Origin of the sequence: Dyadobacter sp. CY327 (assembly GCF_021390415.1) — a bacterium.
Classification (GTDB): domain Bacteria; phylum Bacteroidota; class Bacteroidia; order Cytophagales; family Spirosomataceae; genus Dyadobacter; species Dyadobacter chenhuakuii.
This window is the reverse complement of sequence record NZ_JAJUXJ010000004.1, coordinates 98,708-121,308: the sequence shown is the minus strand read 5'-3', so window position 1 is coordinate 121,308 and position 22,601 is coordinate 98,708. Positions and strand designations below refer to the sequence as shown.

The window sequence follows — 22,601 nt, the reverse complement described above, 5'->3', positions numbered from 1 at the left end:
ATGATAAATATTAATCTGATAACACCTTACAGCAACGAGCACACGGAAGCATTGCGTGATGTTTTTTCCAGATCGCGGTGCCATGCGTTTTACTGGGTAAATCCCTCGGAATTTCAACTTGGTGATTTTGATCAGTCTATTGTTGGCGAAAATCTGTTGGTGGCAGTCCATGAGAGCAGGCCTGTGGGCTTCGTGTCGTGGTGGGCACCCGGTAACTTTATCCATAATCTTTTTGTTGACCCGGATTTTCACGGGCAAGGCATAGGAACTGCTTTGTTGGATTCCTGTTTGAAAGTGATTGGCCGGCCGGCAACACTCAAATGTCTGACTGCTAACCAAAGCGCAATGGATTTTTACCTACGAAAAAAATGGACAGTCGTTGAAAAAGGGGCCAGCACAGAAGGGGAGTTTTTACTGCTCAGCGCAAATGACTAGATCGCCCTCGTGAATATGTAGCCGTAACACGCAAATTGGTTGCAGAAGAACCTTTTTTGTTATCTTTTTTAAGACAATTTAGAAAAATCGGTCTGACAACTTGGGAGAATACTGGGAGGCAAGCCTATCTTTGAACGATGGGTTATTCCGAGTAGCTAATAAGAATTCTAAACTATGCTTCCAAGCGATGATGCGGTGTTAAAACACCTGGGCGAAGCTGTTTTCACGGCCGGTAATGACGGACAGATCGTTTCTTCCAACGCCGCTGCCACTAAGCTTACCGGGTATACCGACAAAGAGTTAAAAACTCTGTCACTAGCCAATTTGTCGGGGCCGGAGCCAGACACGATCAAGTTACAATACGAGCTTAATCAGGCATTACAGAGGAATGGCTTTTTTATTGAAGGGTGGGGGCTTAGAAAGGATGCCAGCCGGTATTGGGCTGAGACCTCATACTGGCCGATTTTTGATGAGAAGGACCGCCATTGGGGTTTTTCTGTATTGATAAAAGATATTACCCAAACGAAACAGGAGCAAATCGCGCTGTTGGAAAGCGAAGAAAGGTACCGGTTGATTGTTGAGGCGGTGCGGGATTATTCCATTTTTATGCTCGATACGCAGGGGCACATTGTGACCTGGAACGATGGCGGCCGTCTGGTGCATGGTTATTCGGCTCCGGAAGTGCTGGGTCGTTACTTTTCCTTTTTTTACACGCACGACGACTTGCTGGCAAAAAAGCCGGAAACAGAGCTTGAAGTTGCCAAAACAACGGGTACATACCGTGAGGAAGGTTGGCGGGTCAGAAAAGACGGCTCATTATTCTGGGCGAGTGTGGTACTGACGGCTCTATATGATGCGCATAACAAACACATAGGCTATTCGAAGGTGGTCCGTGATCTGACAGATAAGATGATGGCCGAAGAATCATTGCGCCAAAGTGAGATCCGTTACCGATCGCTTGTTGAGCAGGTGGGGGACTATGGGATTTTCATGCTTGATACCAAAGGCCGGATTGTTAGCTGGAACGAAGGGGCCAAACGAATCAAGGGCTATGCGGCCGAAGAGATAATCGGAAAGTACTTTTCTGTTTTTTATCCCGAAGAAGAAATCATCGGAGGCAAACCGGTGAGGGAGCTGCAAATCGCGCGTGCTTCGGGTAAATATGAAGAGGAAGGCTGGCGTTTACGCAAAGATGGGAGCCGTTTCTGGGCAAACATTGTTATTACTGCCCTGTATGATCCCGAAGGCCGGCATACGGGTTTTTCAAAGGTGACCCGCGATTTGACTGAACGTAAGCTGGCTGAGCAGGCTTTACAGCAAAGCTCGAATCAATATCGCCAGCTAGCCACAGAACTTTCCGAAAGCAATGACCGGTTGTCAGTCGTTAACAGGGAACTAGAAGAATTTACAGCCGTAGTGTCCCACGATTTAAAGGAGCCGGTTCGGACCATCAAAAGTCATTTGCTTTTAATGAAACAAAACCTGCAGCAGGAGAATTTTGAGACCATTCCCATCAGTCTTGCCAAAAGCTTGCGGGGTGTGCAACGGATGCAGGAATTGATTGATAACTTGCTGTATTATAGCCAAATCAGCAATGTAAATTTACAGAAGCAGAAACTTAAAGCCAGCGATGTAATTGCCGAGGCAGTGCAGATTTTGGACGATGCCATCCAAAAGAGTGGCACCGAGCTTATTATAAATCAACAAGTTGACTACTTATACGGAGATAGGGTGCAGCTTGTACAGCTTTTACAGAACCTTTTAAGCAATGCTATAAAGTTCACCGAAAAAGAAAAACCCGAGGTTATTATTAGTGCATTCAGCCAGGATGAGCACATAGAGCTGGTCGTTCAGGATAACGGCATAGGGATACCCAATGAACACCTCGAGAAAGTGTTCGGTGTATTCAGGCGGCTGCATTTTGCCAGCAAATATCCAGGCAACGGGGTTGGCCTTGCCATCTGTAAAAAAGTGGTTGAACGCCATAACGGCAGGATTTGGGTCGAGTCAAAGCCTGGCGAAGGAACGAGTTTTCATGTTATTATCCCGCAGGGCTGGCCTGCAACAACTCAGGAAAATGAAGCGGTTTAAAATAGCTATTGTAGAAGACGATGAAGATGAACGGTTTTTTATGGTTGATGCCTTCAACTCATTTGCCGGTTTTGAAGTGGTGGGTGAGTTTGGAAATGGTGACCAATTGATGGCTTGGCTTGGTAAGCAGGCGGATCCCACTACCGAATTGGTGATCACAGACCTAAACATGCCCGGCAAGAACGGGTATGATATCATCTCTGAGGTGCGCTCAAAATATAGCGGTATTGACGTGGTTGCTACCTCAACTTCGTCGGTTGATGCCACCCGAAATAAATGCCTTGCCATGGGCGCACGCCAATTCCTTGTAAAGCCCGACGTTTTCATTCATTATCAGGACTATGTAGAAAGGTTATATCAGCTCTTAAGTCCGGCAAAGTCGAGTAATTGATAGTATCAGAAAAGAAATAAGCACATTGACAAAATACAAACGGCGCGAAAATTTTCGCGCCGTTTGTTGTTATCGGGCAGTATCCAGTTTAGGGATTCTGGGTCAGCTTTGCATTGCGATCGATTTCGGCCTGCGGGATAAAGAATATCACGCGAGGGTCGGTGGGCAATACTTTCTGATTTACATTGGTTGTAGGCGTATTGTTCAAAGAATGTGTTCCTGGATAATTTCTTTCCATTGGCAGATTATTACGGAACAGATCATAAGAGCGGTGTCCTTCAAATGCCAATTCAAGCATTCGCTCCTCCATGACTACATCCAGGGCCTTTTTCGTTCCCAGATTGGCAACGGTGTAAAGTTTATCACCCGTCAGACCTGCACGCTGGCGGATCAAATTTACATCTTCCAGTGCCAGGGCAGTTTTTCCCAGTTTCGCATTGGCTTCTGCCCGGATCAGGTGCATTTCTGCAAGCCGCAGATACACCGGTGAGCTTAGGTTGATGACGCCTTCCTGCATCGAGTATTTGTTAACATAATACATCGGCGTTGAGGGCGACAGCTTGACATTGTACTGCAGAGCCCCATTGATCGTATATGGAGACACGAAATTGTTTCTGAGGTCATCCGGATTTTTAGAGAGAAAATCAACATACTTTTTTGAGGCATAAATCTCTGCCCAGCCACTTACGCCTTGTCCCTGCGGCGTGCCGGATGCATCGGCGCTAAAATACATGGATCCAATGGCGGAGAATGCTCTATCCTGCACTTTTGTATGGCGAATAGCAAAGATGGTTTCAGGATTACTGGCAGGAGCCGTTTTAAAATAGCTGCTGTATTCTCCGCCCTGAACCAGCTTGTAGCGTCCCGATTTGATGACCAGATCAACATATTTGATCGCATTATCATTCTCACCTTTGTACAGATATACACGTGAAAGCAGCGCCTGAGCAACTTCTTTTGATGCAAATGAATTTGACTTATTTTCAGACATCAGATCGGCTGCCTTGAGCAGATCCTGAATGACGGATTCGTAAACGTCTTTTACTGAGCTGCGGGTGATTGTGTTGATCTGATCATCACTTAATCCGTCCAAAAGCAGTGGAACGCCTGGGTTATTGCCATTTTCCTGAGGATACGGCCGACCAAAAACACGCACCAGATTGAAATGCATCATCGCTCTCAGGTAAAGGTTCTCACCTTTTAGCTGGCGCAGTGTAATGGAGGACTCATCGGGAACGTATGCAATAATCTTGTTGGCTGCCGCAATCACCTTGTAAGCCTGGCCCCAGAAATTAGTGGCATGACCCGAAGTATTGATATGCGTGTAACGATATGCCCGCGTAAGGTCATCGCCTGATGACTGTCCCTGTGCAACTTCGTCACTGGGATATTCCATCAAAAAATGCACGCTGCGCACATAAGCTGCATTCAATAGCACAGCGTAAGTGCCGATGGTTGCCGTCTCGACATCTCCCGCATTGGTTAGTGCCGACTCTTCGTCGATGGAAGTTGTGGGTTCGTAATATTTCTCACAGGACACCGTAACCAGTGTCAGCGACCCCATTAATAGGAATTTAAATATTGAATATTGTCTCATATACTATTAGAATGAAAAGTTGATCCCTATAAGATATTTTTTGCTGATTGGATATCTTAAACTCGATAGTCCGGAGCTTAAATCAACCTGTGATAAGGAAACTTCCGGATCCGGGCCTGAAAACTTGGTTGCCGTCCATAAATTATCACCGCTTACAAAAACAGAAACCCGCGAAAAGCCGCTTCTGCCTAAAACATTGTCAGGAAGCGAATAACCCACGCGAACGTTTCTCAGCCGGACGTAACTACCATCTTCCAGGTAACGCGAAGAAGACTGGTTGGAATCTTTGTTACCTCCCACAATTGCTTTGGGGTGCGTAGCTACGTCACCCGGCTTTTGCCAGCGGTTCCAATCTTTGGCAGGTACCATTTGATTATAAGCCTCGTAGAAACCATCATTGTCGAAATAAACACGGCTTTCATTATATACCCAGTTTCCGTAAACAAAATTAAAGAATGCAGAAAAGGTAATGTTCTTGTAGGTCAATGTATTGGAAAGGCCACCCGTGAACTTGGGAGCAGCCGTTTTTCCTGTAAACTGACGTGAATCGGCCGTTTGCGCCTGGTTATAGGTGCTCGTTAGTTCTTTGGTAAGATTACCATTAGCATCCTTTACAATTCTCTCCCATTGCGGATCGCCGTTTTCCGGATTTACACCCGCCCAGATCGGCATGTTGTACTCATCCATATTATGCCCGACAGCGATAGGCTGGCGTGCGCCGGAGTTGAATACGGTAGAACCATCGCTCAGTTCGAGAACCTTGTTGCGGTTGAAGGCCATGTTCAGGTTGGTTTCCCAATTAAAACCATTGCGTTTAATGTTGGTAGATGTCAGACTGAACTCGATACCTTTATTGCGGATAGAGCCTGCATTCACCCAAACGTAGCTGTAACCCGTCGTTGCTGCCAGCGGTTTGCGGTATAGCAGCTCGCTGGCCTCTTTAACATAGGCGTCCACAACCAGGTCAATGCGATTGAAAAAACTCAGGTCAAATCCGATGTTTGAAGATTTGATCTTCTCCCAGGTAAGGTCCGGATTTCCTTTTTGCGAAGGAGCTGCGCCGGGAAGTCCCGAGTAGGATGCATCGGCAGAAATGGTATACAATCCCAATGAAGCGAAATTGCTTAGACCGTCTGCATTACCAACCGTTCCATTACTCGCACGAAGTTTTGCAAAAGTCAGGGTTTTGTTGTTTTTCAAAAACTCCTCATTACTCAGAATCCAGGATGCTCCTAGCTGATAGAAATTGGCCGTAGAGTTGTTTTTTCCAAACAAAGAAGAAAATTCGTTTACAAAAGATCCGATCAGAAAATACTTATTGTCGTAGTTGTAATCGGCTTGTCCCAGAAATTTACGGAAACCCACCTGCTCATTGAGCCCGGTAGGATTGGTCAGGATATCCGTAGCCACCGACATTACGTCACGGCCGGGAGGCAAGCCTTTTCCTGCCGCGCTGGTGCTGCTCGAATAAGTCGTTTCCGCTTCGGCAACGCCCAGAAGCGTAAGTCCGTGTTTGCCGAAATCTTCGGAATAGCGTATACGGTTCGAGGTAAGCAAGCGGTTGGAATAGCTTGTTCCGTTATAGAGCTCACCACCATTGGCCCCGCCCTGTTTGGTGCGTTTGTCATTATAGCTCGCACTCAGGCCATTTCCAAAATTGATCCGGTTATAGGATGACAATGTGATTTTATCTGTCAGCTCATAGTCCAGATCCACATCGGTTGTAACATTCAGGCTTTGGGCCTTCGCATAGTTATACTGAACGGAATGCAGGAAATTTTCCCGCTCGCGTCCCAGCCATCCGGGGTAGCTTCTGCCGTCTGTGGGTTGGCCCTCACCATCATATGCTGGGTCGAATGGAAGGTTGTTATAGGCATCGTATAAAGTATTGCTGTTTGCATAATTATCCTTGTTAAAGACGCCATTGAACAGCACTTTGGCAGTCAATCTTTTCGTCAGCTGCGATTGCAGATTTGCGCGGAAGTTGTAGCCCGTCTTATCATTTTCGATCTGCGTTCCCTGCTCCTTGTAATAGTTGGCAGAAATGTAAAAAGTGGTTTTCTCACTTCCACCGGAGGCAGAGACGGTGTGGTTATTGACAAATCCCGTCCTGAAAGCCTCATCCCACCAGTTTGTGTTGGTTTGCAGCACCGATGCATCCCGCGGGTAAAAAGTGCTTTGGAAATCATATAACTGCTGAGAATTCATCAAGCGAAAATTTCCGGTCGTAGCCTGGGCAAATCCCATGGTGTTGGCAAAACTGATTTGCGTTTTACCCGCTTTCCCCATTTTTGTATTGACAATGATAACACCATTGGCTGCGCGCGAACCATAGAGTCCTGTTGCGGCAACATCTTTCAAGACCGTAATGTTTTCAACATCGACAGGATTGTAACTGCCGCCAATGTTTCCGTCAACGACGATTAACGGGGATGTTCCCGCAGAGATAGTGCCTGCTCCGCGGATCAATATACGTCCTGCGCTGGTAGGATCACCCGATGCGCTCGAAACCACAACGCCCGGCGCCTTACCCTGAAGCAGGTTGGGAAGCTCGTTGGATGTGACATCTCTGAGTTTTTCGTTGTTAATCGTGGTAACAGAACTTGACAGGTATTTCATCTTTTTGGCTGAATATCCCACCACCACAACCTGGTCCAGCTCCTGGATTGAAGAGCTCAGCGAGATGTCAAACACCGTTTTCTGACCTAATTCAGCCTCAACGGGTGCGTAACCGATGTAGCTGAATATTAGCGTAGCATTGGCAACCAGATTTTCGGGGATGCTCATCGAAAAATCCCCGTTCATATCGGTCGCAGCACCGATAGCATTGTTGTTCTTAAGGGTAACGGTTACCCCCACAAGCGGCTCTCCCTTTTCATCTTTGACTTTACCCGTTACGGTCCGGTCCAGGCTGCTTACCTGCAAAGTGGGGTAGGCCGTCAGCGGCAAAGCACTGCCTTGTTGCGGGGCAAAAAGTGATATCCCGATCATCATTGCAAGGGGATAGCGCAGTGACTTTTTTCTGGGTAACCACAAGGATTTTTTTGGTTTGGGCTTAGGTTTTGTCATAGTAGTAAATTTTGTTTACCCGGCAAAGTAACCCAAATTTTACTGCCCATCAATACTGTCTATTGAGAAATAGTGCAATTTTTATCTATTAATTCTTAGATTTTACAATAGATCTTTTTGTGTTCAGATCTCATACATTATAATATCTACTGGTTAGGTGTTTTCGTTCACGCAAATTATGTGCTCGATAACGCAAAAATCCCCGATTTTAAGCCGGTGTTGATTGAGCCAAAAAATTATCAAACACTGTGGCAGGGGAAACTTGGAATAAGCATATGTGCCCAAACCAAGTGAAATGAGATAGCTATTCTGTGAATCAACGGTAATTTACATCACCACCCCATTCTTCGGCAAAATCTTCTCCGGGATTTTGCTTGCCCCGATGAGCTCTAAGAGATTAATCTCGATTGTTCGCGAAAGTGAGGTCATGGGAATGTCGTTTGGCCCGTTCTCGAATGGGTTCTGCATGACGTAGGCGATCCATTCCATATAAAGAAAGAGAAACGAGATAATGAATGTGATTGGAATAGCGATCCGGCCGATGCTTTCGACAAGACCCATGGGCAGAATCAACGTAAATATGAAGATAACCAGTACGACAAAAAAGCTGTATTGCGTTGGAAAAATGGTGTTTTTTATGCGCTCGCACTTTCCCATGGCATCGCATAAGCGTTGCAGGGTCTGATCAATGTTCTGATAAAGCAGGGTCTCGATCTTGCCATCCTGGTGCAGCTCGGAGAATTTGAACTGTATCAGATTTAAAATTGCGTTGGGAATATTGTTCTGGTTGGCTGCGTAATCATGCTCGGAGGCCGTCAGATGCAGATCGGCATAAACCAAGACCGGCTCTTTGCGTAAAGAATTGGCCAGGGCATAGCACCAGGCAATCTGCAAATGGGTGATGTTGGCGACCACTTCGTCTTTTTCGTCTTTGTTGGTCTTGATAAAAGTGATAGACTGCCTGATCAGCGTGCGGCTGTCGTTGACGATCTCGCCCCAAACCTTTCGGCCTTCCCACCAGCGATCATACGCTGAGTTGGTCCTGAAACCCAGCAGCAGCGAAATCGCCGTTCCCAGAATGGTAATGATGGATATGGGAAAAGAGAGAAAATGCCAGTTCTGGTAGCTGAAAAGGTAAAAAACCAGCGTCGCGTAGGCAGTAACGGCCAGCAGACCGTGCCAGATGCCTTTGAGCAGCCGCCAGATTGAAAAGACTTGCTTAACGTACATGATAGAGGAATTTGTATTGTTTAAGTTTCTTTGTTAAAAAAGAATGCCATGTCAATGGTTGGCAAGCCCGCTACAATTGCGATACGACTGTTCTATCATGCAGTAGCCAGTTCAAATTTAAGATGCTAAATTCAATCGGATCTTTTTTCATGGATGATAGAAAGGTTACCGAACCAATAGCTTTGCTGTCGATGTCGAAGCTAACGGTATACCAGTTTTCAGAAGCAGTAAGAGAGTTGCTGATCTGAGTTAAACCATCGATTGCGGGCAAAACCGTCAGACTATCTCCAAGTCCTAGTCCGGTTGCTTTGCTAAGCGATTCTTTTCTGGTCCATAACCTGTAAAACTCGGTTTGCGGGTTTTTGTTCTTTAAAATTTGGGTTTTTTCAGCCTCTGAAAAGCTTGTTTCGAGAATTTCTTTAAATCCGAATGAACGATTCAATTCTTCAACATCAATTCCGATAGGTTTGGGGGATAGGGCAATACAGGCATGCTTGCCGGAATGAGAAACATTGTAGCAAATATCAGGGTAATTAGCCAGTGCAGGCTTATGGTTTTGAGAAAGTGTGAACCGCACTCCAGCCGATCCTTGCCCGCTGACCGTTCCTAATAAAAGCCTTAGAATTCCTCTGACAATAATAAAACGATGCTGGTCTTTTTCGAAATGATATTTTAAAGATCGAATTGTTTCATCATGACTTAACAAAACAGCTAACTGGTCAATATTGTGCTCAAAATCAGGAAGATATATTTTCAGCACAACGACATTATTTTGCAGAACGGTTTCCGAGAAATCTTTCCAGATAATCGAATCTACCGTTTCGCAATGCACGGTTGATAATTGCATATAATGAGATTAACGCTTATCTAGGACATTTTGCAGGATACGTGCGAATTCTATATTGTTGGGTTCGTCGAAAAGATCGAAGTGATCGCCTGGGATGTCATGAACGAAAACACCCTCCAAAGCAAAAGGTTTCCAGCCCAGGAATTTAAAATCTTTCATGTAATACACCCTTTTCTTCGACCGGAACAAATCTATGAAACCAGCATATGGTTTAAGCACATAGTTGTTATAAGCTATATTATTGGCATCGTCAATCTTTTTCAGGAGAGCCGCAAATTCCTCCAGAGGGACATTCAAATCGGGGTCGACGTTGTTCATCATATTGATCTTATTCCCCATCAAGGCATCGAGCTTGTATTTTGCGATCAGCTTAGGATCTTTAAGGAACATATAAAATTTAAAACCGATGTTCAGCAGATACAAGCTGGTGTAATTTAAGAAACGCACCATTTTTGGTTTAAAATAATCAGACTGGTGTGCGAAGGAATCGAACATAGCAACCATCCTGACCGTTTTTCCAAGCGCCTTTAACTGCCTGGCCATTTCAAATGCGATCGTCCCCCCAAACGAATAACCGGCAATGGCGTAAGGCCCATCGGGATTATGCACCAGAATTTCGCTGATGTAATACGCCGCAATGTCCTCCATTTTTGGTATTGGTTCGTCTGTTCCATTTAATCCAATGGCTTGGAGCCCGAAAACGGGCTGATCCGGGTCCATGTGCATGGCCAGCCGTTTGAGTTTCATCACATAGGACCCCGCACCATGAATCATATAGATCGGGTTTTTGGTTCCTTCCGGCTTAATTGGAACGAGTGCCTTAAACTGGCTAGCCGGTTTCGGGGTGCTGTTTTCCTGTAAAAGCGAAGCAAACTTGTGAATGGTCGAATACTCGAACAGTGCGGACATCGGGATTTTTTTGCCTGTTTCTTTACCAATGGCTGTAATGATCTGGACCGCAATCAGCGAATGACCTCCCAGTTCAAAGAAATCATCATGAATGCCGATGTGGTCCAACCCCAGCAATTCTTTCCATTTTGTGGCAAGCATAATTTCCTCATGCGTTGTGGGAAGATCAGACTGATTGACTTCCTGCACGATTTCCTGCTCTGGCTTGGGCAGAGCATTGCGATCGGTTTTGCCATTGGGTGTAAGCGGAAGCTTTGGCATCACCACAAATTCGGGAATCATGTAATCCGGCAACACAGATTTGGCCTGTGATTTCCACTTTTGAACCTGCTCTTTCGGTGAAAGTACCGAAGCCTGGAAAGGCTGGTTGATATAATCCTGAATCGCTATTACCTTTTTGTCCAAGAATTCGGGTTTAAAAGGAATTGCATTTGCATACGCATTGGGAATTAAGATAGCTTCGAACAAATTGTCCGTTCCGTCCGTAACCCACCTGACGTGCGTTTGATATCCGGCTGCTTCGCCGGCGTTCCAGATGCATTCCGGGCTGATGCCGTCGTTTATTTGCGCAACTTCTGCTTTTATCTGCTCAATGGGCAGGTTTGACGCAGTCTCGTGGATTTTCTTTTGCAAGGCATAATCCTTAGCTGTGCGCTTATTGGCGATATTTTTAATGTGTATAACCTGGCCGCCAGACTTATGCAGATCACGATCCAGATACTCCAAAGAATAATCGGATGTCCATTCAATCGTCTTCTCTGCCGATACAACTTTCGGTGCATCACCCACATACAGCCAAATGTCGTAATGGTATTTGGTGGTTTCGTTCAGGTAATCGCCTTTTCGTAATTGAATGTTGACAGCAGCGATTTCAGGAATTAAATGTGGGATCAGGTAAAACACTGCCGGATCTGCCAGAAGCTCGTCCTCGATACTCACCCGGCGATCAACGGTTTTGATAAAATCACTTACAATGGTATGATTGGGCGTGCGTTGAAGCTGATCGTAAGCATGATGCATTTTTAAAGTGCTCATACCCTGCATATCACCAATGAAAATGCAACCGCCCTTCGAAACAACTTTCGTCGCTTCTTTGATCACTTTTAATAAATAGGCTGAATCCGGAAAATACTGGGCGACACTGTGGATAAGCACAAGATCAAGCGACGCTTTCTCAACAAAAGAAAAGTCATCCGCCATGGCGGTCTTCGCCGAGGTGTGTCCCCACTTTTCGGGTTGCTTCGTGAGTTTTTCCACCAGCTTATCAATGGCCGCCGGGGCGTAATCTGTGGCAATGTACGACTTTGTTTTCGGTGCTACGGCAAAAAGTATCTGCCCGGCGCCGGAACCAACTTCCATCATATGCTGGGGTTTCAAGGCTTTGATCCGGGTAACCGATTGTTGCAGCCAGTTGTCTACCTGAACCCGTATATCCTTATTATTACTTAGCTGTTCGGCAATCACAGCATCCAGATTTTGGTCTTCCAGGTTAAGATTGCTTTCCTGCTGAACGCCTAGGCCATAGATCACGTCCCATTTTTCCTGCCATCCTGGAACATTAGCCCAGGCGGCCGTCGAATCCGGAACAACATAAGCAACCAATCGCTGATCGCCGGGACGATCTTCACGGACCATTACGTATGCTTGCTTCACTTCCGGCATTTTTTCAATGACCGTTTCAATTTCACCAAGTTCAATGCGGTGTCCCCTGATTTTTACCTGCGCGTCGGTTCTGCCCAAACATTGCAATTCGCCGCTGTTCAGTATTTTGCCAAGATCGCCTGTTCGATAGATTGTCTGTCCGGGTTTTTTCGAGAAACGGTCTGGTATAAAACGCTCAGCGGTCAACACAGGGTTTTGTAAATAACCCATTGAAACGCCATCGCCGCCAATCCAGATCTCGCCTATTTCTCCATCTTTAACCAGCTGCAAGTCATCATTTAAAATGTAGATCTGCGTATTCAAAATCGGTTTCCCAACCGTGATGAGATCGTCATTGGCCGAAACGCGCTTCAATGTCGACCAGATCGTCGTTTCTGTCGGACCATACATGTTCCAGACTGACTCACTTCTTTCAATCAACTTGCCTGCCAGATCTTTCGGCAAAGCTTCTCCGCCGCACAAAATCTTGATCGGAAATTTCTTTTCCCAGCCGCTGTCAAGCATCAAACGCCAGGTCGAGGGCGTTGCCTGCATGAAAGTGATTTGTTCCCCTTCAACGAGATCTAGTAGAAAACCGCCGTCTTTAACCATTTGTGAGTTGGCAAGCACCAATTCTGCGCCGACAATTAACGGAAGATAGAGTTCAAGACCGGCAATGTCGAACGAAATGGTTGTTACCGCGAGTAACCTGTCTGTTTGCTTGATGCCCGGCTCTTCGCTCATACTGATCAGGAAATTGCTTAGATTTCCGTGTGAGATCTGCACGCCCTTTGGCTTGCCCGTTGAACCGGAAGTGTATAAAACATACGCCAAATCGGAACTTGTCAATGCAATTTCGGGATCGTTTGAAGGAAATGTTTCGCTCTCCTGCCATGCTTTTTCCAGAAACAATGTGTGAACCTGTTCAGCTGCAATTTCTTGATTATACTGTGCAGATGTGATCAGAAATTTCGCCCGGGAGTTTTCGAGCATATAACCGATCCGTTCTTTTGGATAGGCCGGATCGAGTGGGATATAGGCTGCTCCGCTTTTCAAAATAGCCAGTAACGCAATTACCATTTCTGCAGAACGGTCCACCGACAATCCGATCAGATCGCCTTTTTGCACATTATTCTTGAGCAAATAACGTGCAAGTTGATTTGCTTTCTGGTCTAATTCCTGATAGGTAAATATTGTGTTTCCAAATTTTAAAGCCATTTTATCAGGCAATGCTTTGGCCTGCGCGGCTATAAGGGCGTGGACGGTTTTTAAATTAACCAGGATTGGAGGGACCAGAGCTGCGGCAGCATGATCAACCTGCTTCTTTTCTTCACTACTGTTAATATGTTTTATCTGGATTTCAGGATTTGCAACCACTTGTTTTAAAAGCGATTGGAACCTTTGCAACAATGCACGAACCGTTTCCACTTTGAAGAGAGCAGTGTTATAGGTGCATTCTAAAATCAGTGATTTTTCGGAGCCGCTGGCATTAAGAAACAGTTCAAAATTTTCAAATGCCTTCGGGTTGCTTTTAATCTGATAATCCAGTCCGTAGAAATCGACACCTTCGCTGATGCCCATGTCAACATTGAAAATCACTTGAACCAACGGCCCTCTTGATGGATCACGGCTTACTTTTAGCTTTTTAAGAATGCTGCCAAATGAGATCTGCTGATTTTCAAAAGCATCAAATATGTAGCCTCTTCTACTCTTTATATAACCTGCAAAACTTACTTCCGAATCGAGGTGACTGCGAATGGGAAGCAAATTAACACAATGCCCAACGAGGCGATGGTTGCCAGTTGCGGATTGTCCGGCAGCAGGCAATCCGACAACGATATCTTTTTCGCCGGTAACTTTGTGCAGCAGGACTTCAAATGAATACAACAGTGTTGTAACCAAGCTGCTGCCTGCCTTGACGCCCATCTTTTTAACGGCGCCAATAAGCTCCGGTTCAAGTTGGAAATCAATCCGTTCGCTGGCAAATTTCCGCATAGCCGGACGGGGATAATCTGTCGGCAGCTTGCATACGGGGATATTTTCCTGATACTGATCGACCCAGAATTTTTCAGTCTGAACGGATTCTGTCGATTTGGTATATACAATCTGTTCCTTCGCGTATTTACGAAAAGGAACAGACGGCTGCACCACTGAATTACTATGTTTGACATGCGCAGAATAAAATGCACTCAAATCCTGCATGATAATTCCCATCGACCAGCCATCGCATATGATGTGATGGGCAGTTAATATCAGCTGAAATTCTGATTCGGAGAGTTTGATCAGACTTGGCTTAAACAATGGCCCCGCCGCGAGATCAAACACATACATTGCTTCCTGCTGAATGACTTCCGCCAGAATCTTTTCTTGCGTTGAAGCCATTTCAGCAGATATGTCCTTACAATCCAAATTAATAGGAAAATCTCTGAATATGCACATGGTCTTACCGTCTTCACTAAATGTGGAACGGAGCGCTTCATGATGTCTGGTCAGTGAATTGAGGGCTTTTTCCAGGTAAGTGCAATCCAGGGCTCCCTGAAATCGCAGGGAAACGGATTCATTGTATGATCTGTTTGCATCGTCTCCGCCAAATGCACAAGCGAGCCATATCTCTAACTGTGATTCTGTTGCAGGAACCATTATTTCTATTTCAGGTCCTGCAAAAGGATCAAACTCTACGGGGATGAGCCTTAAATTTTTTACGTTATCTATCATGGCTAGTTGATCTCTACCTGCAAATATTTTCCTGGCAAATCCGGGTTGGACACAAACCATGCGGGATTGCCGTTTGCATCCTTGCCTAATCTCGCTCCCGGTACAGGTGGTTCTGATATTTCTGTAACGTTCTTGCTATTTTCATTTGTGATTGCGGGCGTGCTGGACGGGAAAAAACCACCTGCTACCATCTCATCAATGCTTTCCATGAACAGGTCAATCACCAGGTCGATCTCTTCTTCAGTATGGGCTTCCGTTGTAAAGCAAGGAAAGCCGTCCCAGATATGAACCCCTTTTTCGCGCATCAATGCAAACATCAGCTCGCTGTACGGAATCTCATCATGGTATTTTATTTTCCATAAAGAGCTATACTGGGCCACGTAAAAAGGAAGTCTTCTTTGCTCAAATAGGCTGTTCAATGTATTTGCCAGCCGCTCTGCTTTTTTGCTGATGCTTTGTTGCAATGCAGGTCCTTTTTCCTTCATGTAAAGCAACGAAGCTTTTGCAGCAGCCAGCGCTAACGGATGTCTTACAAAGGTGCCCGCAAAATACGTTACACCGACTTCCGGAATAGACGCATCGCCAAATTTCCAGAAACCGCCATCCAGCGCATCCATGAACTCTTTTTTCCCTGCTATCACACCGATTGGCAATCCTCCGCCCACGACTTTACCGTAAGATGCAAGATCAGCTTTGATATTAAACAAGGCTTGCGCACCTCCGGGATGCATTCTGAACCCGGTTATCACCTCATCGAAAATGAGAGCTGTACCCGACTCGGCCGTGATTTCGCGAAGCTGCTTTAAGAAAGATACTGGCACAAATTCCGGTCTGCGGCTTTGGACAGTTTCAACCAAAACCGCCGCTAATTCATGAGCACGCTCTTTAATGATGCGCAGACTTTCTTCAGTACCGTAATCCAGGATCAGCATATTTTGAACTGATTCTGGCATAATTCCCGGAGCAGCAGGAAAGGATTTTAATTTTTTTGTTCCGCGAATAAGCACCTCATCCACAATACCATGATACGAACCCGTAAATGCTACGATCAGCGAACGACCGGTAACAGTCCGGGCAATGCGCATGGTTCCTAAAACCGCCTCCGAGCCCGTGCTGCATAGTGCGGCCCTGTCGAAGCCGGTAAACCCGCAAACCAATTTGCTTACTTCACCAGCCATTTCATGTTGCGGACCGATCTCATAACCATTTTCAACTTGGTCGTGCAGGGCTCGTTTCATGAAATCCGGCTGGTAGCCAAAGATCGTTGACCCAAATCCATTGAGCATATCAATGTACTCGTTACCATCCAGGTCCCAAAGTTTGCTCCCTTTCGACTTGTTGATCACGATCGGATAAACAATCTCTTTAGTATAAGGCTTAAAGCCGGAAACCACGCGCGGATCGGCCATCTGCGCGCGATTCTCCTGCGTATAATCTTTGCTTCCTTTGGTCTTTTTGTTGTAGCGCTCTGTAAACTGCTGGATAAAGGCTTTCTGCACTTCGCTCAGCTCCGTAGCATGTTTCTCGATCTTGGCAATCGCGCCAAAAGGTTTTTTGATAAGCTCAGTGTCTTCCGGAGTCAGCTCGGAAGCCGCAAGCGTCGCCGGTTTAACGGAGCTGCGATCAGCCGGAACTTGCTTGTTTCCGTTTGATTGCGCAATGGGTGTGATAGCGGACAGAAGCTGATTCCCGCCCTGCATCAATGCCACCTGCTTTGCCAAAATAGACAACTGCTGGGCGATCAAACCTAATGATGTGTCGTTGCCAGACAATTCAACAGGAGACCCGTATGATTGTGGTGGGCTGGCGGGTTGGGCCATTTCTGGCTGGGAAGCAAATTGAGGTGCAGCTGCTTGCGGCGCCACTGCGGGCTGGTAAAGCTCAGCCGGTAAATTAGCGTCCAGATATCCGGCTAACAGCTCGAAGGTGGCATAATCTTCATTTAGTTGTCTGAAAGTAAGGGGAAGCCCAAACTCTTTTTTCAGCGCAAGTGAGACTTGCGTCAGCAATAGCGAATCCAGTCCGACTTCCAGAAATGCTGTGTCTGGGCTAACACCATCCATTTCAATGCCAGAGGCATTTTCTAAAATTTCTTTAACTTTTTCAATCAGTAGATCTTTCCTCATAGTTCTTAATTGAGCGTCTTCGACAGCCTGCTCTGCTGCCAGTGGTTGAGTGATAGTAACCGGATGCGATACGTGTACAGGTGCTGGTTTTATCCAGCAAATTCTTTTATCGAAGGCATATGCAGGAAGCATTACTTGACTTCTATTTTGCTCTTTGTAATACGCCTGCCAATCGATCGTTATTCCATTAAGCCATAGCTGACCCAAACTTTTTAAAAGCGACTGATATTCACTTTGCACTCCTTTTTTGTTGTCTAAACTCGACAGTATTGCGCCAAACGGTTTTGTTAAATTTTTGCTTCCCGATTGCTGACGGGCCAAAGATGCTGTTACGCTTCCGGGTCCAACTTCCAGCAAGAGCGGATTATCCTGCGTTAATATAAAGTCCATCGCATCAGCAAAGCGAACCGTAGCGCGCAAGTGACCGGCCCAGTAGGCAGGATCGGTTGCCTGTGCATCGGTAAGCCAGCTTCCGGTAACGGTTGATACAATCGCTTTTTTGGGTCTGTTCAAAGAAACCTGCTTTACCACTTCTTCGAAATCACCCACGATCGGATCCATCATGGCAGAATGGAATGCGTGACTGGTTAACAAGGTGCGGTTAGGGATTTCTTGTTCGTCCAGCTGCTTCGCGAACGTGGTAATCTCGGAAACAGATCCGGCCACCACGATGCTTATGCTGGTATTAATGGCTGATATAGAAAGTGTTGGCGGTAAAATTTTCACAAGCGTTTCTGCCTCCATGCGCACGGATAACATGCTCCCTTCAGGTAATTCACTTACCATTTTGCCGCGCGTAGCGATTAGTTTTAAGGCATCCGCCAGCGTAAACACGCCAGACAAATGAGCCGCAACAAATTCGCCAATGCTATGTCCGCAGCAAATGGACGGATTCACGCCCCAGCTCATCCAGAGCTTTGCCAATGCATATTCAGTAACAAACAGGGCTGGTTGTGTATATTTTGTATTTTTTAATCTTGCCTCTGCTGCTGCGGAATCCGTTTCGGGATACATGATCTCCCTGATATCGGCATCTAAAAACGATTGAAGAATTTCAGCGCATTCGTCGACAGCATTCCGGTAGCCGGGTTCATTCTGATACAATTCTAGGCCCATGTTAAGATACTGTGAGCCCTGACCAGGAAACATAAAGACCACTTCACCCGGCGCATCCTTTACAATCTTGGATTCGGAGGCTGCTGCATCAGCTTCAAGTTTTTCAGCAAGCTCCTTATTATTTGACACCACCATAAAACGACGATGGTTAAAATCGGCCCGGCTTGTTTGTAATGTGAAGGCAATGTCTGCCAGATTGGCTCCTGCGTGCTCTTGCAGGTAACCCACCAGGTTCCGCGCGTAAAGGTCCCTGCTATTTTCTGTTTTAGCTGATAGGCTAACGAGCTCGAATGGTCTGCCGTTTCCGGATTTGCCAGCTGTATTTTCAAATTCTTCAAGTATAACATGCACATTCGTTCCGCCGACGCCGAATGAGCTTACGCCAGCTCTTCTTGACGTTTCAGACTCCCAAGTATTAAGCTTGTCATTAACATAAAAAGGACTGTTGGCAAAATCAATATTCGGATTTGGTTGTATATAATTTATGGACGCCGGTATTTGTTTGTGATATAAAGCAAGGGTCGTTTTGATCAGACCTGCAACTCCTGCCGCAGCGGTCAAATGACCCATATTGCTTTTGATGGAGCCTATTGCACAAAATTGCTTTTCGGCTTGTTCCCCAAACGCAATTTTTAATCCTTCAATCTCAACAGGGTCGCCAAGTGGCGTGGCAGTTCCGTGCGCTTCAACATAACTGATCGTGGATGGTTCTACACCAGCGTCGTGAAGTGCCATGGTAATGGCTCCGGCCTGTCCTTCGGAATTCGGAGCGGTAAAGCTTCCTTTACTGCCACCGTCGTTATTGACACCGCACCCTTTGATCACTGCATAAATCACATCACCATCAGACTTCGCGGCTTCCAGACTTTTCAGCAAAACTACACCCGCACCATCGCTGAATACTGTTCCGGTGGAGTTCGCATTAAAGGTGTTGCAATGGCCATCTTTGCTGAGCATGGCACCTTCTTCGTACAAGTACCCGCTGTTGATTGGTGCAGTAACACTTGCGCCGCCAGCGATCGCCACATCGCACTGGCCATTTCTAATGCTGTCTGTCGCCTGAGCGATCGCCAGCAGAGAAGTGGAGCACGCAGAAAAAAGACTGACAGCCGGACCTTTTAGGTTCAGCTGGTAAGCCGTTCGCGATGCTATAAAATCTTTCTCATTAAGCGTCGTTGCCTGAAAAGCACCAACTGTGTTTAATACAAGCGGATTATTAAGTACATTATTATAATAGTAAGTGTTGGTTCCACAGCCCGCGAACACGCCGATCGAGCCGTCGTATTTTTGTGGAATGTGCCCGTTTTGTTCCAAAACTTCCCAAGCAATTTCCATAAAAAGGCGCTGCTGCGGATCCATTGCATCGGCTTGCTTAGGGTTCAATCCGAAGAATGCGGCATCAAAGTGGTCGGCCCCGTTTATAACACCCCTTGCCTTCACATACATCGGATCATTCTTTACCTCGGCGGGGATAGATTCATCCAACTCATCATTGCTGAAGAAACGGGTTGTTTCCTTTCCGCTTTTCAGCACGTTCCATAGTCCGCTGATAGTATCCGCACCGGGGAACCGGCCAGCCATTCCTATGATGGCAATGTCGCTCGATTCACTTTTTTTCTTGGCAGATTTTGGATGCACATCCGGACGGGCTTTTTGTTCCAGAAATCCGACAATCCCGCTTAATGTTGGGAATTGATAGATTTTGGTAACCGGAACCAAATAGTTGAAACGATGCTTTAAAATAGCAACTGTTTTTTGGGCTAGGAGAGAGTTTCCGCCTAATTCAAAAAAATTATCTTCTAAACCTACTTTATCCAGCTGCAATAATTCGATCCAAACCGCAGCTAGGTTTTTTTCTAAGATCGTTTTTGGCTTAATATATAAAACGCTGAGTTCAGGTCTTTTAATTTCTGGCTTGGGAAGTGCTTTTTTATCAACCTTCCCGCTTACCATTTTCGGAATGTCATCTATCAAAACAAAATGCGCCGGAATCATATACTCGGGCAGCGCAACTTTGATGGTCGCGCGAAGGGCATTCAGATCGAAATTCTGGGCATCGGTTACCAGATAGGCAACAAGGATTTTTTGTCCCGGAATATCCTCCCTAGCCGCTACAACCGATTGCTTGACGTTTTTTTGCTGGTTCAGGGCCACTTCTATTTCGCCAAGTTCAACCCTGTTACCGCGAATTTTTACTTGGTTATCACTTCTACCGAAAAATTCAATTTCACCATCTGCACGATATTTGCCCAAATCGCCCGTTCTGTAAATCTTTATTTCACCCTTCTCCGGATGGGTCCAGTTAGTGAATTTCTCTGCCGTTAGTTCGGGACGTTTCAAATAGCCATTGGCCAGGCAGATTCCGCTAATGCACAGTTCGCCTGTCTCGCCATTTTCCACTAGATTTAATTCGTCATCCAGAAAGAATATTTCGACATTGTCAATGGTTTTACCAATAGTAGGGATCGACGGCCAATTTTCGGTGCTACCTTTCAGGCGTAGTTCAGTAACCCAAACACTGGCCTCTGTAGGTCCATAAGCATTCACCAGAGTACATTCCGGTAATGCAGCAAAAAAAGCACTAATTTGAGGAGTGATTTTCAGCAACTCTCCACCGGTAATGATCTCGAATAAATTTTCAGGAAAGCGTTCTTCTGCAACCGCAGCTTCTGCCAAATATTGTAATGCAACGAAAGGAAGAAATGCCCGGTTGATCTCATTTTCGAAAATAAATTCCAGTAATTTTCCCGAATCCAGGCGATACGCATCATCAATAATGTAAATCGTTCCGCCAGTTGCCAGGGGAACAAAAATTTCGGGAAATGAGCCATCAAAACTTAGATGACAAAATTGCAAACTCCTCATTCCTGGTTTAGCACAAGAATAAAGCTTCTGGTATTTGATGAGATTTACAAATCCCTCGTGTCCAAGCTTGACGCCTTTGGGTATCCCGTTAGAACCTGAGGTGTACAATACACAGGCGTTTCCGTTCTGATAGGCTGCTGACTGGGTGGGGCAATCATATTTCTGGTCTGCAGCAATCACATGTAGATTCAGCGTTGCGAATAATGTTTTTTCCTTAGCGAGAGCGACACAATAAGAAATTCCTGAATCCGCAATTATCTGCTCCAGTCGTTGTGCCGGATAGGTTGGATCTAAGGGTAAATATGCTTTTCCGGCTTTCAAGATGGCCAGCACCCCAATAACCATTTCAATAGATCGTGCTGTACTGATCCCGATGATTTCATCCGAGGTTTCAAACAATAAAGCGTTGGCCAGATTATTTGAACGGTCGGCAAGCTCCTGATAGGTAGTGCCTGTCTGATTGAACATTACCGCTATACGTTCCGGGTGAGCATAAAATGCCGGCTCAATTAATTGGTGAATTAGCGTATGGTTAAATCCTGAAGCTTGCAAACCTAAATCGGTCTTCATAGTATTTCTGTGTATTGGAGGGTTTTCTATCAATCTTTGAAAAAGCGCCGATGCAGAGATAATCATTACCGTGCCTTCAAAAGTTGAAGTTAGGATTACGACCGGTAATTACTATACCACTGCATTTCGCCACTGGTTTTTCTGATAATCTGCGTTGACCATAAAGTGCTGTTATCTGATGCCAACAAAACCTAAAATTCATCTCCAGTCATGATCCCATTAATTCTAAATGCAAAATCAAAGCTTGAACAGTAAGACAGGCTATTAATGTGACGAAGATAGTTTGGACACTGCATAGTTAAATATTTGAATATGTGATTAATGTTTTTCTATGCTACTGTTTGCCAAATAGTTCTCATGAAAAGCATTTGATTGAACATTCAGTTCTAAAAATGTACATAATTTTTTCCGAAAACTACTAGTTTTGATTTAAAGGATATTGATACATCTACGTCGCCCGTGCTACTTATTAATGCTTTTGATTTTTTGCCTTTTTCGTCAGGTCGTAAGTTGGTCTGAGTTCTATGTGAGTATGGAAATTCCGCTGAATGCAGTAAAGTAAGCACCCTACTAATTAGCTCAACAATCATCGGCTTGAACTCCCTTTTGTTAGCTATTTTTTCCGAGACATATGCCTTAAAAAAATTTATGGTGTGTTTTGACATTGATATCATTTTTGAAATCAATGTTATAGTTACAATTAGTGCTGCACTATACTGTCAGAAATAGTGTTACAAAGATCTTAATTATTGCTCACTACTCATTACAATTACCTTCAAAAATTGCACAAGTAAATCTGCTCTTTACATTTTTTGGGACGACCTGCTGAAATTCCGGAGTTAGAATCCTGATTTATGAGTTTTGATATAAAAGTTATTTATTAAGAATTTATATAAATATAAATAGAATACTATTCTAAGTGGCAAAAAAGCAAATACGATAAATACTGCCTGCGTCCATATTTAAAGGCAGCTTGAATTAAAGTATATCACGTATTTA

General features: G+C 45.3%; 9 protein-coding genes. 3 read left to right on the top strand and 6 right to left on the bottom strand.

The window, feature by feature from the left end; translation table 11 throughout:
- The 3 genes from LZG74_RS12100 to LZG74_RS12090 all read left to right on the top strand — a co-directional run bounded on the left by LZG74_RS12100 (position 1) and on the right by LZG74_RS12090 (position 2,917).
- On the top strand, positions 1-435 hold the full coding sequence (locus LZG74_RS12100) for a GNAT family N-acetyltransferase (protein WP_233796843.1): 435 nt from the start codon (positions 1-3) through the stop codon (positions 433-435).
- Positions 436-609: 174 nt separating this feature from the next.
- Positions 610-2,526: a PAS domain-containing sensor histidine kinase gene (locus LZG74_RS12095; RefSeq protein WP_233796842.1), complete on the top strand. Its 1,917-nt coding sequence runs from the start codon at positions 610-612 to the stop codon at positions 2,524-2,526.
- Positions 2,513-2,917: a response regulator gene (locus LZG74_RS12090; RefSeq protein WP_233796841.1), complete on the top strand. Its 405-nt coding sequence runs from the start codon at positions 2,513-2,515 to the stop codon at positions 2,915-2,917. The genes LZG74_RS12095 and LZG74_RS12090 overlap by 14 nt, the downstream gene beginning before the upstream one ends.
- Before the next feature lie 88 nt (positions 2,918-3,005).
- Here the strand turns inward: LZG74_RS12090 and LZG74_RS12085 are convergent, their stop codons facing one another.
- The 6 genes from LZG74_RS12085 to LZG74_RS12060 all read right to left on the bottom strand — a co-directional run bounded on the left by LZG74_RS12085 (position 3,006) and on the right by LZG74_RS12060 (position 21,602).
- The gene (locus LZG74_RS12085) at positions 3,006-4,481 is read right to left on the bottom strand and encodes a RagB/SusD family nutrient uptake outer membrane protein (RefSeq protein ID WP_233796840.1); all 1,476 of its coding nucleotides are present in this window, start codon (positions 4,479-4,481) and stop codon (positions 3,006-3,008) included.
- Positions 4,482-4,520: 39 nt separating this feature from the next.
- Positions 4,521-7,583 (bottom strand): SusC/RagA family TonB-linked outer membrane protein, encoded by a 3,063-nt coding sequence (locus tag LZG74_RS12080; protein WP_233796839.1) that lies wholly within the window; start codon positions 7,581-7,583, stop codon positions 4,521-4,523.
- A 327-nt stretch (positions 7,584-7,910) separates the two neighbouring features.
- The gene (locus tag LZG74_RS12075; protein WP_233796838.1) at positions 7,911-8,813 is read right to left on the bottom strand and encodes a bestrophin family protein; all 903 of its coding nucleotides are present in this window, start codon (positions 8,811-8,813) and stop codon (positions 7,911-7,913) included.
- Positions 8,814-8,883: 70 nt separating this feature from the next.
- Positions 8,884-9,660 (bottom strand): 4'-phosphopantetheinyl transferase superfamily protein, encoded by a 777-nt coding sequence (locus LZG74_RS12070; protein WP_233796837.1) that lies wholly within the window; start codon positions 9,658-9,660, stop codon positions 8,884-8,886.
- Positions 9,661-9,669: 9 nt separating this feature from the next.
- On the bottom strand, positions 9,670-14,925 hold the full coding sequence (locus LZG74_RS12065; RefSeq protein WP_233796836.1) for a non-ribosomal peptide synthetase: 5,256 nt from the start codon (positions 14,923-14,925) through the stop codon (positions 9,670-9,672).
- A 2-nt stretch (positions 14,926-14,927) separates the two neighbouring features.
- Positions 14,928-21,602, bottom strand: a complete 6,675-nt coding sequence (locus LZG74_RS12060) for a polyketide synthase (RefSeq protein WP_233796835.1) — start codon at positions 21,600-21,602, stop codon at positions 14,928-14,930.
- Positions 21,603-22,601: the final 999 nt, after the last annotated feature.

Excerpts from the sequence above, each read along its gene's own strand:
- LZG74_RS12085 (WP_233796840.1), bottom strand. The coding sequence starts at position 4,481 with ATGGGGTCGCTGACACTGGTTACGGTGTCCTGTGAGAAATATTACGAA.
- LZG74_RS12070 (WP_233796837.1), bottom strand. The coding sequence starts at position 9,660 with ATGCAATTATCAACCGTGCATTGCGAAACGGTAGATTCGATTATCTGG.
- LZG74_RS12095 (WP_233796842.1), top strand. The coding sequence starts at position 610 with ATGCTTCCAAGCGATGATGCGGTGTTAAAACACCTGGGCGAAGCTGTT.
- LZG74_RS12080 (WP_233796839.1), bottom strand. The coding sequence starts at position 7,583 with ATGACAAAACCTAAGCCCAAACCAAAAAAATCCTTGTGGTTACCCAGA.
- LZG74_RS12090 (WP_233796841.1), top strand. The coding sequence starts at position 2,513 with ATGAAGCGGTTTAAAATAGCTATTGTAGAAGACGATGAAGATGAACGG.
- LZG74_RS12060 (WP_233796835.1), bottom strand. The coding sequence starts at position 21,602 with ATGAAGACCGATTTAGGTTTGCAAGCTTCAGGATTTAACCATACGCTA.
- LZG74_RS12075 (WP_233796838.1), bottom strand. The coding sequence starts at position 8,813 with ATGTACGTTAAGCAAGTCTTTTCAATCTGGCGGCTGCTCAAAGGCATC.
- LZG74_RS12065 (WP_233796836.1), bottom strand. The coding sequence starts at position 14,925 with ATGATAGATAACGTAAAAAATTTAAGGCTCATCCCCGTAGAGTTTGAT.
- LZG74_RS12100 (WP_233796843.1), top strand. The coding sequence starts at position 1 with ATGATAAATATTAATCTGATAACACCTTACAGCAACGAGCACACGGAA.